The following is a 12,629-nucleotide window of genomic DNA, read 5'->3' as shown; positions in this document are numbered from 1 at the left end:
CCTTGCCGTTATGCCGTCCCGAACACGCGGCTGAAGATCGTATCGACGTGCTTCAGGTGATAGCCGAGATCGAACATCGCCTCGAGCTCATGAGCCGAAAGCTTGGCCGTCACGTCCTTGTCGGCCTTGAGCTCGGTGAGGAAGTCGAGGCCTTTTTCCCAAGTCTTCATCGCATTGCGCTGGACGAGTGCATAGGCTTCCTCGCGCGAGGCCCCGGCCTGCGTGAGCGCGAGCAGAACGCGCTGGGAATTGTGGAGACCGCCGAGCTTGTCGAGGTTGCGCTTCATGGTTTCCGGATAGATCACCAGCTTCTCGATCACGCCGGCGAGACGCACGAGCGCGAAATCGAGGGTCACCGTCGCGTCCGGTCCGATCATGCGTTCGACCGAGGAGTGCGAGATGTCACGCTCGTGCCAGAGCGCGACGTTCTCCATTGCCGGCAGCGCATAGGCGCGCACCATGCGGGCAAGGCCCGTCAGGTTCTCCGACAGCACGGGGTTGCGCTTGTGCGGCATGGCCGAAGAGCCCTTCTGGCCCGGCGAGAAATACTCTTCCGCCTCGAGCACTTCGGTGCGCTGAAGGTGGCGGACTTCGGTGGCCAGCCGTTCGACCGACGACGCAACGACGCCGAGGGTCGCGAAATACATCGCGTGCCGGTCGCGCGGGATCACCTGCGTCGAGACCGGCTCCGGCACCAGCCCGAGCTTGTCGGCGACGTAGATCTCGACCGAGGGATCGATGTTGGCGAACGAGCCGACGGCACCCGAGAGCGCGCAGGTCGCAACCTCGCGTCGTGCCGCCACCACCCGCTCGCGGGCGCGGGCGAACTCGGCATAGGCGAACGCCAGCTTGACGCCGAACGTCGTCGGCTCGGCATGGATGCCGTGGCTGCGGCCGATGGTGACGCTCGTCTTGTGCTCGAAGGCGCGCGTCTTGAGAGCGGCGAGCAGCCGGTCGAGATCGGCGATGAGGAGGTCGGCGGCGCGCACCAGCTGCACGTTGAGGCAGGTGTCGAGGACGTCGGAGGAGGTCATGCCTTGATGCACGAAACGCGCGTCCGGCCCAACATGCTCGGCAAGGTGGGTCAGGAAGGCGATGACGTCATGCTTGGTCACCGCCTCGATCTCGTCGATGCGCGCCGTATCGAAAACCGCCTTCGAGCCCTTCTCCCAGATGACGCGCGCGGCCTCCTTCGGGATGATGCCAATTTCCGCCATGGCCGAGGCTGCGTGGGCCTCGATCTCAAACCAGATCCGAAAGCGGGTTTCGGGCGTCCAGATGGAAGCCATTTCAGGGCGTGAGTAGCGGGGAATCATCGGTTTCTCTTCGAATTGCGCGCCGATTAGAGAGGAAGGCCCACGCCATAGAGCATTTTCCGGCCGAGGGGAAACCGCTTCGCCGCCGCGGACGGCCTGTCGCGGCCGGGAGGGTGTGGATAGCCTGCGTTGCGACATTATGTCAGTGGGGAGAGCGCCGGCTCACGCGGAATAGCCTGATTTTTCGACCATTCTTTCTCGCAGCCGGCATTTCAAATGTCTTTTGCATTGCGACAGTTTCATTTCATTCATGTCCCGTAAATATTCAAAAAAATAAAGTCGCCCAGACGATTGCGACATGCTGCGTTGCCGAAGTCACATTTTTGCAACGCAACAATAGATCCACGGTACAAGCCCAGATCGAGCCATATTTGGGTGGTTGATCAGCGCCTCGCGTCGAGGGCTCAAGTAGAAACCATGTTGTAACTGTTGCGAAATTGTCAGAGCCAAGTGTTCAAAGACCCGATAGTCTTGAATCGCGGTCATTGAGCTTGGACGAAGATCCGGGACTTGAGAAATATCAAAGGCGCATTTCAGGAAGCGTCTAGACCTCGAGAAACCCGTCAATGCCGCGACGAAGCTAGGGGTAATTAAATGACCGAACAAATGCAGGCGGAGATTGCAGAACTCAATCTTCGACTCGAAGAGATCGACGATCCGCGTAGATCCTATGCGCTGGTGCAGGAACGCATCCGTTCCTACCGCAAGCATGGCTACCAGGTTCCCGAGGCACTCGCGCTGATGGAGCGCCGTCTCGCCGCAGATTGCCGCCTCGAGTCCCAGGGCCGCTAAGCCCTGCCGAGGCCAAAAAAGGTCTGATCTCGCTCTTCACCACGCGCGGGATCATGTACACAGCAGATCGGCGCGTGTGCCAAAGGCGCGTGCCGGAAACTATGTTTGCGAGAGCGTGCGGCGGCCGCGTTAAGGCCGTCGCGGTTTGCCGATCGCGAAACAGCCATTCGCGAAACAGCCTGTCGCGAAGCAAAAGCGCGCGACACATCGCGAAGCCTCAATTGTCTGGAATCCAGCGGCCTCCACGCGGCGAGGCCGGGGCAAAGGCTGGCGCGTCGAGATCCCCGTTCGCATCGAATCCGATCTCACCCAGCGTGGGCGTACGAATGGCAGCCCCTTTAAGCGCTTGAGCGAGCGCAGCGCCATCGAACGTTCCCATTTTATTGACGGTCAGCAGCCAGGCTTCGAATGCGCCGCGTGCGCGCAGGCCCGCGGCCACCGCTTCATTCATGCTCTCCAGTGAGGAGGCGTCTTTCGCGGCGAGGGGCGGAAGTTCGGACGGCAGCAACACCGCGATACGCATCCCGGCTTTTTCCGCGGTGCGCGCGAACTCGGGAGTCGCAAGCGCGTCGGATCCGAGGACGGGAACATCGAGGCCGAGCGCGGCAAGGCGGGCGACGATAATGGCCGCCTCGTCCGGATAGCCGGCAAAGAACAGCGCTTCCGCCCGATCCTCCTTGAGACGCAGCGCGACCTCCTCGTAGTCGGGTTTGCCGGCGATGATCGGGAGCAGCGAAACCGGATCGACACCCGCCGCTTTGAGCCCGGCAACGGCACCGTCGAAGAGAGCGCGCGCATAGCCCGTGCGATCGTGGACCAGCGCGACGCGGCGCGAGGGTGCATGGGACAACAGCCAGCGGGCGGCGGCCTCGCCCTGCCAGTCGTCGCGTCCCGCAAGCCGCAGCAACGGAGCAGGAGAGGAGAGCCGCGTCACGTCCGGGTGGCGCGCACCGACAGCCATGAGCAGAACGCCGGCCTGTCCATAGAGCGGCCGCGCGGCGATCGCCGCGCTCGAGCAGGGATGACCGACGACCAGCGCGGGTTTGCCCGCAAGAAGCGTGTTTGCCGCCCCTTGGGCGGTCGCGCTCGCGCAGCCGTCATCCTCCACCGACAGCACCAAGCGTTGTCCGAGCACGCCCCCGGCTGCATTGGCATCGCTGATGGCCGCTTCGAGCGCGCGCTGCATCGCGAGGCCGGTGGCGGCCATGCGCCCGGTGAAAGGTGCGGCGAGCCCGACGCGGACTTCGGCCACAGCCGGTGCGGAAAAGATTGAAGCCGCCGCAACGGCGACGAGCGAAAAGCGGACACGTTTGCTTCGCTCGTGCGGGCGAGACTGCTTACGAGAGCCGCGAGGCCATACGCAATCGAGCGCGTTTCCCAACAAGGGGGAAAGAAAGTTCGCCCGATGCGTGAAGATCCTCATGGGTTGAGAAGGCGCAGTCGCCTCAGTTCTGGACGTAGGTGATGCTGCCGTCGGGCTGCTTCTGCCATGTGTACATCACGTAATCGAGGCGGGTCACGTCGCCCTTGGCGTCGAACGCGAGATCGCCGATCACCGTCTTGTAGCTCTTGCCGGTATGCAGCTCAGCCGCGATCTTGGCCGGATCGACCGAGTTGATCGCCTTGGCGGCTTCCGCGATCACCTGCACGGCCGCATAGCTGTAGAGCGTATAGGCTTCGGGTTTGAAGTTGCGCGCGGCAAACTTCGCGAGCACCGCCTGCGCCTCCGGGCGCTTCTGCGGATCGGGTCCGAACGTCATCAGCGTGCCTTCCGTGCCGGGGCCACCGAGCTGCGCAAACTCGTTGGTCGCGATGCCGTCGCCGCCCATCATGACGGCCGTGACGCCGGCGCCGCGCATCTGGCGCAGGATGCTGCCGCCTTCGGTGTGCACGCCGCCCCAATAGACGACATCGGCGCCCGAGGCCTTGATCTTGGAGACGAGCGCGCTGAAGTCTCGTTCACCGGTGTTGACGCCCTCGTAGAGCACTTCGGTGACGCCGAGGCCGTTCATCGTTTTCTTTGTTTCGTCGGCGAGGCCCTTGCCGTAGGTCGTCTTGTCGTGGGCGATGGCGATCTTCTTGTCCTTGAGGTTCGCGGCGATGTACTCGCCCGCCACCTTGCCCTGCTGGTCGTCGCGCCCGCAGGTGCGGAACACGCTGGTCAATCCGCGTTCCGTAATCTTGGGATTGGTCGATCCAGGCGTGATCATCAGGATGCCGTTCTCGGCATAAACCTCGGAGGCAGGCTCCGTAACGCCCGAGTTGAAGTGCCCGATGACGAAGCTGACGCCCTCACCGACGAAGTTGTTGGCGACGGATCGGCCTTGCTTCGGATCACCGGCATCGTCGCCGTAAAGCAGCTCGAGCTGCTGCCCGTTGAGCCCGCCCGCCGCGTTGATGTCTGCCACCGCCTGCTCGGCGCCATACTTGAGCTGCGCGCCGAACACCGCGTCCCTGCCGGTGAGGGGGCCGGCCACGCCGATCTTGAGCTTCTGCTCGCCGCCGCAGGACGCGAGCGCCAAGGTGACGAAAACGGCGGCCGCAAGTTTCACGAAGCGCATGGGGTGTCCTCTCGATCGGGCTTCTTGGGCAATGAGGAAGGCAAGCTGGTCGGGCTTTCGATACGCTTTTCCCCCGAAACGGTGGCGAAGTCACGTCCGGAGGTTGCCGGACCCTGTCCGGCAGATCGCATGACAAAGCGGATCTTACGACCGGTCCCGCCACAGGAACGGGCTCACGCGCTCGAACATCCAGGAATACTGTTCCGTCATGTGCCGGGTGCGCCGCATCCGGTACGCAAGCAGCGCGACCACGATCAGGATTGCCAAGTCGATGAGATAGCTGGGAAGTGACAGCAGCAGGCCGCCAAAAAGCGCGTAATGCAGGAAGCGCACGGCGGCCGCGATCAGCGCCGTGTAGGCGGCCACCGGCCAGAACGGCTGCCAGGATTGGGCAACGGCTTGCCCGGTTCTCCAGGCCGCCCCACCGCCCACGAGGAGGGTCAGCAACACGAACGCGAGCCCGCCATTCGAGGCAGGCATGTCGTAGCCGATCGAAGCGAGCAGCGGTTCGATCATCCTAGTGCCTCCCGCCTTCGAGATAGGCCTGGCGGATTTCCGGGCGGGCCAGAAGCTCGCGTCCCGATCCGCTCATCGTGATCTCGCCGTTGACCATCACATAGGCCCGGTGCGCGAGCTTCAAGGCGTGGAACGCATTTTGCTCCACGAGAAAGATCGTCATGCCCTGGCGGTTCAGCTCGGCCAGTGTCTCGAAGATCTGCTTGACGATCAGGGGCGCGAGACCGAGTGAGGGCTCGTCGAGCATGAGAAGCTTGGGCCGGCTCATCAATGCGCGCGCGATCGCGAGCATCTGCTGCTCGCCGCCTGACAGCGTGCCGCCGCGCTGGTTGAGGCGCTCCTTGAGGCGCGGGAACAGCCGCGTGACGCGCTCGAGATCCTCCTCGAAATGCGCACCACCATCCACCGTTGCGCCCATCTGCAGATTTTCGAACACGCTCATGCGCTGGAAGATGCGGCGCCCTTCCGGGGCCTGCGCAATTCTCAGGTGCGCGATCTCGTGGGTCGTGAGCTCGGTGATCGGCTTGTCTTCGAACAGGATGCGCCCGTCGCGTGCGCGCGGATTGCCGAACACCGTCATCATGAGGGTAGACTTGCCGGCGCCATTGGCACCGATCAGCGTCGCGATCTCGCCGCGCGCCACCTCGAGCGAAACGCCTTTGAGCGCCTGGATGTTGCCGTAGAAGGCCGATACGCCCTCGATCGAAAGCAGCGCGCTCATGGGACGCCTCCTCCGGCGGCGGCGACCTCTTCATCGTCGACACCGAGATAGGCCGCGATCACCTTTGGATCGTTCTTGACGTCGTTGGCGGTGCCGTCTGCGATCTTCACGCCGTACTCGATGACGACGACATGATCGGAGATGTCCATAACGACCGACATGTCGTGCTCGATGAGCAGGATCGAGACGCCGGTCTGGGAGCGGATACCGCGCAGGAGCCGGGTCAGCTCCGCGCTTTCGCGGTTGTTGAGGCCGGCCGCCGGTTCGTCGAGGCACAGCAGCACGGGATTGGTGCACATGGCGCGCGCGATTTCGAGCCGGCGCTGGGCACCGTAAGGCAAATCGCCGGCCGGATCGTCGGCCCGGTCGGCAAGCCCGACCACATTGAGCCAGGCGCGCGCGAGCTCGAAAGCTTTGCGTTCCGCGGCGCGGTAGCTCGCGAGCCCGAACAGCCCGGCGAGGCTCAGCCCTGAAGCCCGCATCAGGGTTTTGTGCTGCGCGACGATGAGATTTTCGAGAACCGTCATGCCCGGAAAAAGGCGGATGTTCTGGAACGTGCGCGCCACGCGGGCTTGCGCGGAGATCTCGTGATCCGGCATCCGCTCGAGCAGGAACAGCTCTGGATTCGCCCCGCGCGTGCGCCTGAGGTCCGAGCGCGTCAGCGCGTCGATGGCGCCGGCCGGAGCGCCTGTACCATGCGTGAGCGCCAGGCGTCCGCTTGTCGGTTTGTAGAAGCCGGTGATGCAGTTGAATACGGTCGTCTTGCCGGCGCCGTTGGGGCCGATCAGCGCCGTGATGTCGCCGCGTCCGACGCTGAACGAGAGATCGTTGATCGCGACAAGCCCCCCGAAACGCATCGAGAGGTGGTCAACGGTCAGCAGCGGGTCGGAGATCCAGCGCATCGGCTCCCTCACTCGGCCGCCGGCGCGCCGCGCGCGACCTTGGGCTTCAGCCGTACGGTTGGCTCGCGCGTCGCGACCAGGCCCTTGGGCCTCAGAACCATCAGCACCACCATGGCGAGGCCGAACAACAGCATGCGATACTGCGCGGGATCGAACTCGCCGCCGAACACGGCCTTGAGCACGTCGAGCTCTCGTAGCAGCTCGGTGCCGCCGATCATCACGATGGCGGCGATCGCGACGCCGACCATGCTGCCCAGCCCGCCGAGCACGACGATCGCGACGATGACGGCGCTCTCCATGAAGGTGAAGCTTTCCGGGCTGATGAAGCCTTGCCGCGTCGAGAAGAAGGCACCCGCGATGCCGCCGAAGAACGCGCCCGCCGCCAGCGCCGACAGTTTCGTCGTTACCGTGTTGATGCCGAGCGAGCGGCAGGCGATCTCGTCCTCGCGCAGCGCTTCCCAGGCCCGCCCGATCGGCAGCGTGCGCAGGCGCGTGGTAACCCAGTAGGCCGCAAGCGCCAGCACGAGCGCGAGGTAGAACAGGAAGAACAACCGATAGAGCGGCGAGGCCGGCAGACCGAGCGCGGTCGCGATGTTGTCAGGCCCCGGCATGAACGAGTAGCCGAAGATGGTCGGCCTCGGAATGCCTGAGATGCCGGCATAACCGCCCGTCACCGGCACCCAGTTGATCAGCACGAGCCGCACGATCTCGGCAAAGGCGAGCGTGACGATGGCGAGATAGTCGCCCCGGAGCCGCAGCACCGGCAGGCCGACCAGGAGCCCCCAGAAGGCGGCGAGAATGCCCGCCAGCGGCAGCGTCAGCCAAAACGAGAGATCGAAATTTTTGGCGAGCAGCGCGGACGAATAGGCGCCGACCGCATAAAAGGCGACATATCCGAGATCGAGCAGTCCGGCGAGCCCGACGACGATGTTGAGCCCCCATCCGAGCAGGATGTAGATCAGGATCTGAATGCCGAAATTGTCGATCCATTTGACCGCGCCGGCGCTTCCCGAAATGGCGACGGCAAGGAACGGGTAGGCGATCAGAAACGCCAGCCCGATACGCGGCAGATAGCGCGTGAAGGGATGCGGCGGCGCTGCGCTGCGTGCCGTCTTTGGGGTCGCACGCTCATCTCCTGCCGGGCGCACGAGGCCCAACAGAAGAAAGGCGACGAACGCGATCCCCGAAAGCGTGAACGCGAGGCTCCAGCGCTCGGTCAAAACCAGCTGGTTCGAAAGGTTGGTGTCGGTGCGAAGCGCCACAATCGGGAACGAAAGCCCGAACGTGATAAGGGCCGCGAGAAGCGCCTTCTTCAACGCGTCTCCCGGATTCTGCATGGCGCTCAGACCTTCTCGACGTCAGGACGGCCGAGCAGGCCGGAGGGCAGGAAGATCAGCACGATCGCCAGGATCGAGAATGCCGCCACATCCTTGTAGTCGATAGTGAAATAGGCCGACCAGAAGGTCTCGATGAGGCCGATCAGGAGCCCACCGAGCACGGCGCCCGGCAGCGAGCCGATGCCGCCGAGCACGGCCGCCGTGAAGGCTTTCACGCCCGGGACGAAACCGTCATTGAAGCTGACGACGCCGTAGTAGGTCATCCACAGGAGCCCCGCGACGGAGGCGAGCGCCGCGCCCATGATGAACGTGAGCGAGATCGTGCGGTCGACATTGACGCCGACCAGCGCCGCCATCTTGCGGTCCTGTTCGCAGGCGCGCTGCGCGCGTCCGAGCGACGTGTGCTTGACGACGTACCAGAGGCCGGCGAGCAGCGCGGCCGTGACCGCCATGATCAGGAGTTGCTTCTCTGCGAGCGTGACCGAGCCGTTCCCGATCGGCAACACCAGCACGTTGGACAGCAAGGGCTCCATCGTCTTGTTGCGCGGCCCCTGCACGACCTGCACGAAGTTCGACAGGAAGATCGACATGCCGATCGCCGAGATGAGCGGCGCGAGACGGAACGAGCCCCTTAGAGGGCGGTAGGCCAGGCGCTCGATGACCCACCCCCACAGGCTGGTCAGCGCCATGCCGAGCACCAGCACGACAATGAGCGCGAGGCCGAGCGACCCGACGCCGAGCAGCTGGGTCAGCATCAGGAACAGAATGAGCGCGATGAAGGCCGCCAGCATGAACACGTCGCCGTGGGCGAAGTTGACCATGCCGATGATGCCGTAGACCATCGTATAGCCGATGGCGATGAGACCGTAGATGGAGCCGAGCGTCAGTCCGTTGATAAGCTGCTGGACGAAATAATCCATGAAGCGCCTTTCCCCCGAGAGTGGCTCCGGTCCCTTCGCTGTTTAGAGGGTGAAAGACCGGAATGGGAACTGATTTTTCGCTTCGGCGACCAACTAGACCCGTTGGCGCCTGCAACTGCTGTGGATTTAGGCACTATAGGAGCAAAGTTTGGCGTCCGCCTGGCCTCTTCCTGAGGGGCCGGCGAAGGCAGCCGTCCGGATTCTGTCCTGCGGCAGCGGGTCAGATCATATTATGGCTGCCGTCGCACCAGGGCTCGTCGTCGGTTGCCTTGCAGCCACAGATATTGAACGTCCCGGTCGAGGGGGCCACGAACTCCAGCGGCTCGAGGCCGGTGCCCTCGTGAGAGCCGTCGCAGAATGGCTGCGACTTGGAGCGGCCGCAGCGGCAATACCAATAGGTTTCGCCTTCCACGAGACCCACCTGGTAGGGGCTTGTTTGTGCGACGACGGGTTCTTCTGCCATGGTCCCCTCCCTGTTGAGCCGGCGATTTCGGCGTACCGGCTTCCTAAGCGTTGGGCAAGAGCCAGCATGCCTCAGACTTGATCAAGGACAAGAGAGCAGAAAACGGCCTCAGTTACGGCTGATACCGCGCGAAAAATCCGACTGCTGGCCACGTGTTTGAGGGGCGCCGAAGGCGAGCCTCAGACCACATTCAGCGGGTAGCGCTCGACGGTTTCGCCGCCCTCGTCGTCCTTCCACGAGACCCACAGCTCGCCCGGTCCAGGCACCCTGAAAAAGAACGAGAGGAAGGGGTTGGCCGAGATCCCGGACCCGAGTTCGGCGGTGAAGATCAGGTCGCCGTCATAGTGGGCGGTGAAGGTATGGATGATGTTCCGCGGGATTGGCTGCCCCTCGGCATCTTTTCGGTTGCCGGTTTCCATCACGTGCGTGATCAGCGCCTTGATCTCGATGATCTCGCCGGCGGCGGCCTGCTCGGGGAAACGGACGCGGGGTTTTGTGGCTGGCATTCGCTTAATCCACTCCGCAGCCGCCGATGCCGACCGCCACGACCTGGCGCGCGACCAACAGCGCATTGTCGGACGTTACCGCCACCGCCACCACCTCTTGCGTCTTGGCAAGCCGCATGCGCCCCGAGACCGCCGCCTTGCCGGAGAGGGTGGTGAGGTGGAAGGTGGCGACCGACGCCTGCGGGTTTTGCGTCGAAAGCAGATGGATGCGCTGGATGTGGTCCGCTTCCGTCATCGGACTCTCGGCTGAGATCTTGTAGGGCACGATGTTGCCGTTCTCAGCGTCTTCCGGAAGCTCGAGCACGAGACGCCCTTCGATCGGCGTGCCCGAGCCGACGATTTTCTGGAAAGCATCTTGGAACTGAGCGGTCGGAACGAGCGGTGGCGGATCGGCGATCACCGCAGCCCGGCCGGCTCCCGTCTCGGCACGAGCGCCCCGCGCCCCGCTGATGACAAAAGCCAGCACCCCTGCGCCGGCCAGCACCTCGCGTCTGTCGACAAGCCGATCTCGGGCCGGTTTGGGAGGGGTCAAGATCGATCTCGCATTCATCTCGCTGGGGACGTTTGTACGCGGTGAAGAGCGCTGAATTCATTAGATAGGAATGGCCCGTCGTTATGGCCATAGCGCTTCTCGCCGAACCTTGGGACTGCTACCATAGGTGCAAAAGAAGGTGCAAATCGCGCGGCCTTGTTGTGCGGCCTCGCGAATATGGCATCATGCGCAAAAAAGCAGTTCGATGCGCCAAAAAAGAAGTGCGTGATAAAAAGAATGCGCGGGAGGCCGGCCATGCTCTGGGTCGCACTGTTCGTCGTCGGGCTCGGTGCGATGGGGCCGGCTGGATACGACGTGCGATCGGCCGACGGCGTTCGCCTGATCATGGTCGAAGAAGCCGGGTGCCGCTTTTGCCGGGCCTGGGACGCAGAGATCGGCAACGGATATCGCAAGTCGGCCGAGGGCCGTTTCGCACCCTTGAAGCGCGTGTTGCGCGGTGCGCCGGAGATCAGAAATTTCGCGCCTGTCGTCTATACCCCGACGTTTCTCGTCGTGCGCTCCAATGAAGAGTTGGGGCGGATCACGGGATATCCGGGTGCGGATTACTTCTACGACGAGTTGCGGGCGATTCTTGCAGTCGCCGGATTTTTTCCAGGCCCTTGATCGGGGCCTTTCGTTTGTGTCGTTGGTTTTTCGGCAAACTCTCTCGGAGACCGTGGCTCCATGAAAGACATCGACCGCCGCCAGCTTACGCAGGGGATCGGCGCCCTGTCGTTGGCTTTGATAGCGGGTTCGCGCCGGCCGCGCGCGGCGGCACGCGCCCGTGTGGTCATCGTCGGCGGCGGCCCCGGGGGCGCCACCGTGGCCGTTACGCTGAAGCGCGCGGCACCCGATATCGACGTGACGCTGATCGAGCCGCAGCGGCGCTACACGACATGCTTCTATTCGAACCACTATATTGGCGGCTATCGCACCTTCAACGACATCACGCACAACTACCTGGGGCTCACCGCGCTCGGCATCGATGTCATCCACGAGCGCGCGACCGCTCTCGATCTCGCCAACCGGGTTGTCCGGATCGAGCATGTCGAGCCCGTCGCCTATGATCGTCTCGTCGTGGCGCCCGGCATCGCGTTCAAGTACGGCGCCATCGAAGGCCTGAGTGAGGAGGCGAGCTATTTCATGCCGCACGCCTGGTCGGGCGGACGCCAGTCCCGCCTTCTGCGCGAACGGCTCGACGACATGAAGGACGGCGGCCTCGTCGTCATATCGGCCCCGCGCAATCCCTATCGTTGCCCGCCCGGCCCCTACGAGCGCGCCTGCGTGATTGCGGACTATCTGAAACGCGAGAAGCCCAAGAGCAAGCTCGTCATCCTCGATCCCAAGATGTCGTTCTCGAAGCAGGCCGTGTTCGAGGAGGCGTTCCAGAAATACTACAAGGGCATCATCGAGCTGCGCCTCACCAACGATCTCGACGACATGGGCGTTGTGCGCGTCGATCCGAAAACCGGCGAGGTCGTCACCAAGTCGGGCGAGGTGTTCAAGTCGGCCGTCGCCAATATCATCCCGGACCAGACAGCCGGCACCATCGCGCTCGAGGCCGGTCTTGCTGAAGGCGGCTGGTGCCCGGTCGAGGTCGAAACCTTTCGCTCCGCAAAAGCCGAGAACGTCTATGTCCTGGGCGATGCCGCCATCGCGCAGGACATGCCGAAGTCGGCGTACTCGGCCAGCAACCAGGCCCTCGTGGTCGCGGGAAACATCCTGGCCGACCTTACCGGGACGGAGCGCCCGTCGCCCATCTATCGCAATACATGCTGGTCGATGCTGGCGCCCGACGACAGCGTCAAGATCGGCGCCAACTACACGCCTGGAGACGTGAAGGGCAAGCACGTGCTGGTCGCCAAGGACAGCTTCATATCCCAGCCCGGCGAAAGCGCCGAGTTGCGCAAGGAGACCTTCGAGGAGAGCATTGCCTGGTACGAGACGCTCACCGGCAGCATGTTCGCGAAGTCGGATTCGGCATCGGGCCGCATTCCAGGAAGCGGGCGCGGATGAGCGAGCCAATGGTCGTCAAATGGACGAACGACGCGTGTCTGTCTCCA

At 63.7% G+C, this 12,629-nt stretch carries 14 protein-coding genes; 3 read left to right on the top strand and 11 right to left on the bottom strand.

Annotated elements, in window-relative coordinates:
- Positions 1-8: 8 nt before the first annotated feature.
- Positions 9-1,316: an adenylosuccinate lyase gene (purB, locus tag RCO24_RS00215; protein WP_308959337.1), complete on the bottom strand. Its 1,308-nt coding sequence runs from the start codon at positions 1,314-1,316 to the stop codon at positions 9-11.
- Between the two features lie 594 nt (positions 1,317-1,910).
- Between purB and RCO24_RS00210 the strand changes: the two genes are divergently transcribed.
- Positions 1,911-2,108 carry a hypothetical protein gene (locus RCO24_RS00210; RefSeq protein ID WP_308959335.1) on the top strand — a complete coding sequence of 66 codons (198 nt, stop codon included), beginning with the start codon at positions 1,911-1,913 and terminating at the stop codon, positions 2,106-2,108.
- Between the two features lie 217 nt (positions 2,109-2,325).
- Here RCO24_RS00210 and RCO24_RS00205 read toward each other — a convergent pair whose 3' ends face one another.
- From RCO24_RS00205 to RCO24_RS00160, 10 genes are all read right to left on the bottom strand, one after another.
- A complete protein-coding gene (locus RCO24_RS00205) occupies positions 2,326-3,360 on the bottom strand; it encodes a branched-chain amino acid ABC transporter substrate-binding protein (protein ID WP_308959334.1) in 1,035 nt (344 codons plus the stop codon).
- Positions 3,361-3,553: 193 nt separating this feature from the next.
- On the bottom strand, positions 3,554-4,669 hold the full coding sequence (locus tag RCO24_RS00200) for a branched-chain amino acid ABC transporter substrate-binding protein (protein ID WP_308959333.1): 1,116 nt from the start codon (positions 4,667-4,669) through the stop codon (positions 3,554-3,556).
- Positions 4,670-4,813: 144 nt separating this feature from the next.
- The gene (locus RCO24_RS00195) at positions 4,814-5,185 is read right to left on the bottom strand and encodes a DUF6867 family protein (protein ID WP_308959332.1); all 372 of its coding nucleotides are present in this window, start codon (positions 5,183-5,185) and stop codon (positions 4,814-4,816) included.
- A 1-nt stretch (position 5,186) separates the two neighbouring features.
- Positions 5,187-5,906 (bottom strand): ABC transporter ATP-binding protein, encoded by a 720-nt coding sequence (locus tag RCO24_RS00190; RefSeq protein WP_308959331.1) that lies wholly within the window; start codon positions 5,904-5,906, stop codon positions 5,187-5,189.
- Entirely contained in the window at positions 5,903-6,808 is a 906-nt protein-coding gene (locus tag RCO24_RS00185; RefSeq protein WP_308959330.1) for an ABC transporter ATP-binding protein, read from the bottom strand. The genes RCO24_RS00190 and RCO24_RS00185 overlap by 4 nt, the downstream gene beginning before the upstream one ends.
- An 8-nt stretch (positions 6,809-6,816) precedes the next feature.
- A complete protein-coding gene (gene livM, locus RCO24_RS00180; protein WP_308959329.1) occupies positions 6,817-8,145 on the bottom strand; it encodes a high-affinity branched-chain amino acid ABC transporter permease LivM in 1,329 nt (442 codons plus the stop codon).
- A gap of 5 nt (positions 8,146-8,150) precedes the next feature.
- Complete coding sequence (locus tag RCO24_RS00175; protein WP_308959328.1) at positions 8,151-9,065, bottom strand: branched-chain amino acid ABC transporter permease LivH; 915 nt, start codon at positions 9,063-9,065, stop codon at positions 8,151-8,153.
- A gap of 220 nt (positions 9,066-9,285) precedes the next feature.
- Positions 9,286-9,528 (bottom strand): CDGSH iron-sulfur domain-containing protein, encoded by a 243-nt coding sequence (locus RCO24_RS00170; protein WP_308959327.1) that lies wholly within the window; start codon positions 9,526-9,528, stop codon positions 9,286-9,288.
- A 179-nt stretch (positions 9,529-9,707) separates the two neighbouring features.
- Entirely contained in the window at positions 9,708-10,034 is a 327-nt protein-coding gene (gene soxZ, locus RCO24_RS00165) for a thiosulfate oxidation carrier complex protein SoxZ (protein ID WP_308959326.1), read from the bottom strand.
- Positions 10,035-10,038: 4 nt separating this feature from the next.
- Entirely contained in the window at positions 10,039-10,566 is a 528-nt protein-coding gene (locus RCO24_RS00160; protein WP_308959325.1) for a thiosulfate oxidation carrier protein SoxY, read from the bottom strand.
- A 255-nt stretch (positions 10,567-10,821) separates the two neighbouring features.
- Here RCO24_RS00160 and RCO24_RS00155 point away from each other — a divergent pair, with 255 nt between their 5' ends.
- Both RCO24_RS00155 and RCO24_RS00150 read left to right on the top strand, forming a co-directional pair.
- Complete coding sequence (locus tag RCO24_RS00155; protein WP_308959324.1) at positions 10,822-11,190, top strand: thioredoxin family protein; 369 nt, start codon at positions 10,822-10,824, stop codon at positions 11,188-11,190.
- Positions 11,191-11,250: 60 nt separating this feature from the next.
- Positions 11,251-12,582, top strand: coding sequence for an NAD(P)/FAD-dependent oxidoreductase (locus RCO24_RS00150; protein WP_308959323.1), 1,332 nt, complete (start codon positions 11,251-11,253; stop codon positions 12,580-12,582).
- Positions 12,583-12,629 lie beyond the last annotated feature (47 nt).

It is taken from the genome of Hyphomicrobium sp. LHD-15 (assembly GCF_031157355.1).
Lineage (GTDB): Bacteria > Pseudomonadota > Alphaproteobacteria > Rhizobiales > Hyphomicrobiaceae > Hyphomicrobium_C.
Note: the sequence above shows the minus strand (reverse complement) of the source record. Positions and strands in the feature narration are given on the sequence as shown.

Coding starts and splice junctions, on each gene's coding strand:
- purB (WP_308959337.1), bottom strand. CDS start 1,316: ATGATTCCCCGCTACTCACGCCCTGAAATGGCTTCCATCTGGACGCCC.
- RCO24_RS00210 (WP_308959335.1), top strand. CDS start 1,911: ATGACCGAACAAATGCAGGCGGAGATTGCAGAACTCAATCTTCGACTC.
- RCO24_RS00200 (WP_308959333.1), bottom strand. CDS start 4,669: ATGCGCTTCGTGAAACTTGCGGCCGCCGTTTTCGTCACCTTGGCGCTC.
- RCO24_RS00195 (WP_308959332.1), bottom strand. CDS start 5,185: ATGATCGAACCGCTGCTCGCTTCGATCGGCTACGACATGCCTGCCTCG.
- RCO24_RS00190 (WP_308959331.1), bottom strand. CDS start 5,906: ATGAGCGCGCTGCTTTCGATCGAGGGCGTATCGGCCTTCTACGGCAAC.
- RCO24_RS00185 (WP_308959330.1), bottom strand. CDS start 6,808: ATGCGCTGGATCTCCGACCCGCTGCTGACCGTTGACCACCTCTCGATG.
- livM (WP_308959329.1), bottom strand. CDS start 8,145: ATGCAGAATCCGGGAGACGCGTTGAAGAAGGCGCTTCTCGCGGCCCTT.
- RCO24_RS00175 (WP_308959328.1), bottom strand. CDS start 9,065: ATGGATTATTTCGTCCAGCAGCTTATCAACGGACTGACGCTCGGCTCC.
- RCO24_RS00170 (WP_308959327.1), bottom strand. CDS start 9,528: ATGGCAGAAGAACCCGTCGTCGCACAAACAAGCCCCTACCAGGTGGGT.
- soxZ (WP_308959326.1), bottom strand. CDS start 10,034: ATGCCAGCCACAAAACCCCGCGTCCGTTTCCCCGAGCAGGCCGCCGCC.
- RCO24_RS00155 (WP_308959324.1), top strand. CDS start 10,822: ATGCTCTGGGTCGCACTGTTCGTCGTCGGGCTCGGTGCGATGGGGCCG.
- RCO24_RS00150 (WP_308959323.1), top strand. CDS start 11,251: ATGAAAGACATCGACCGCCGCCAGCTTACGCAGGGGATCGGCGCCCTG.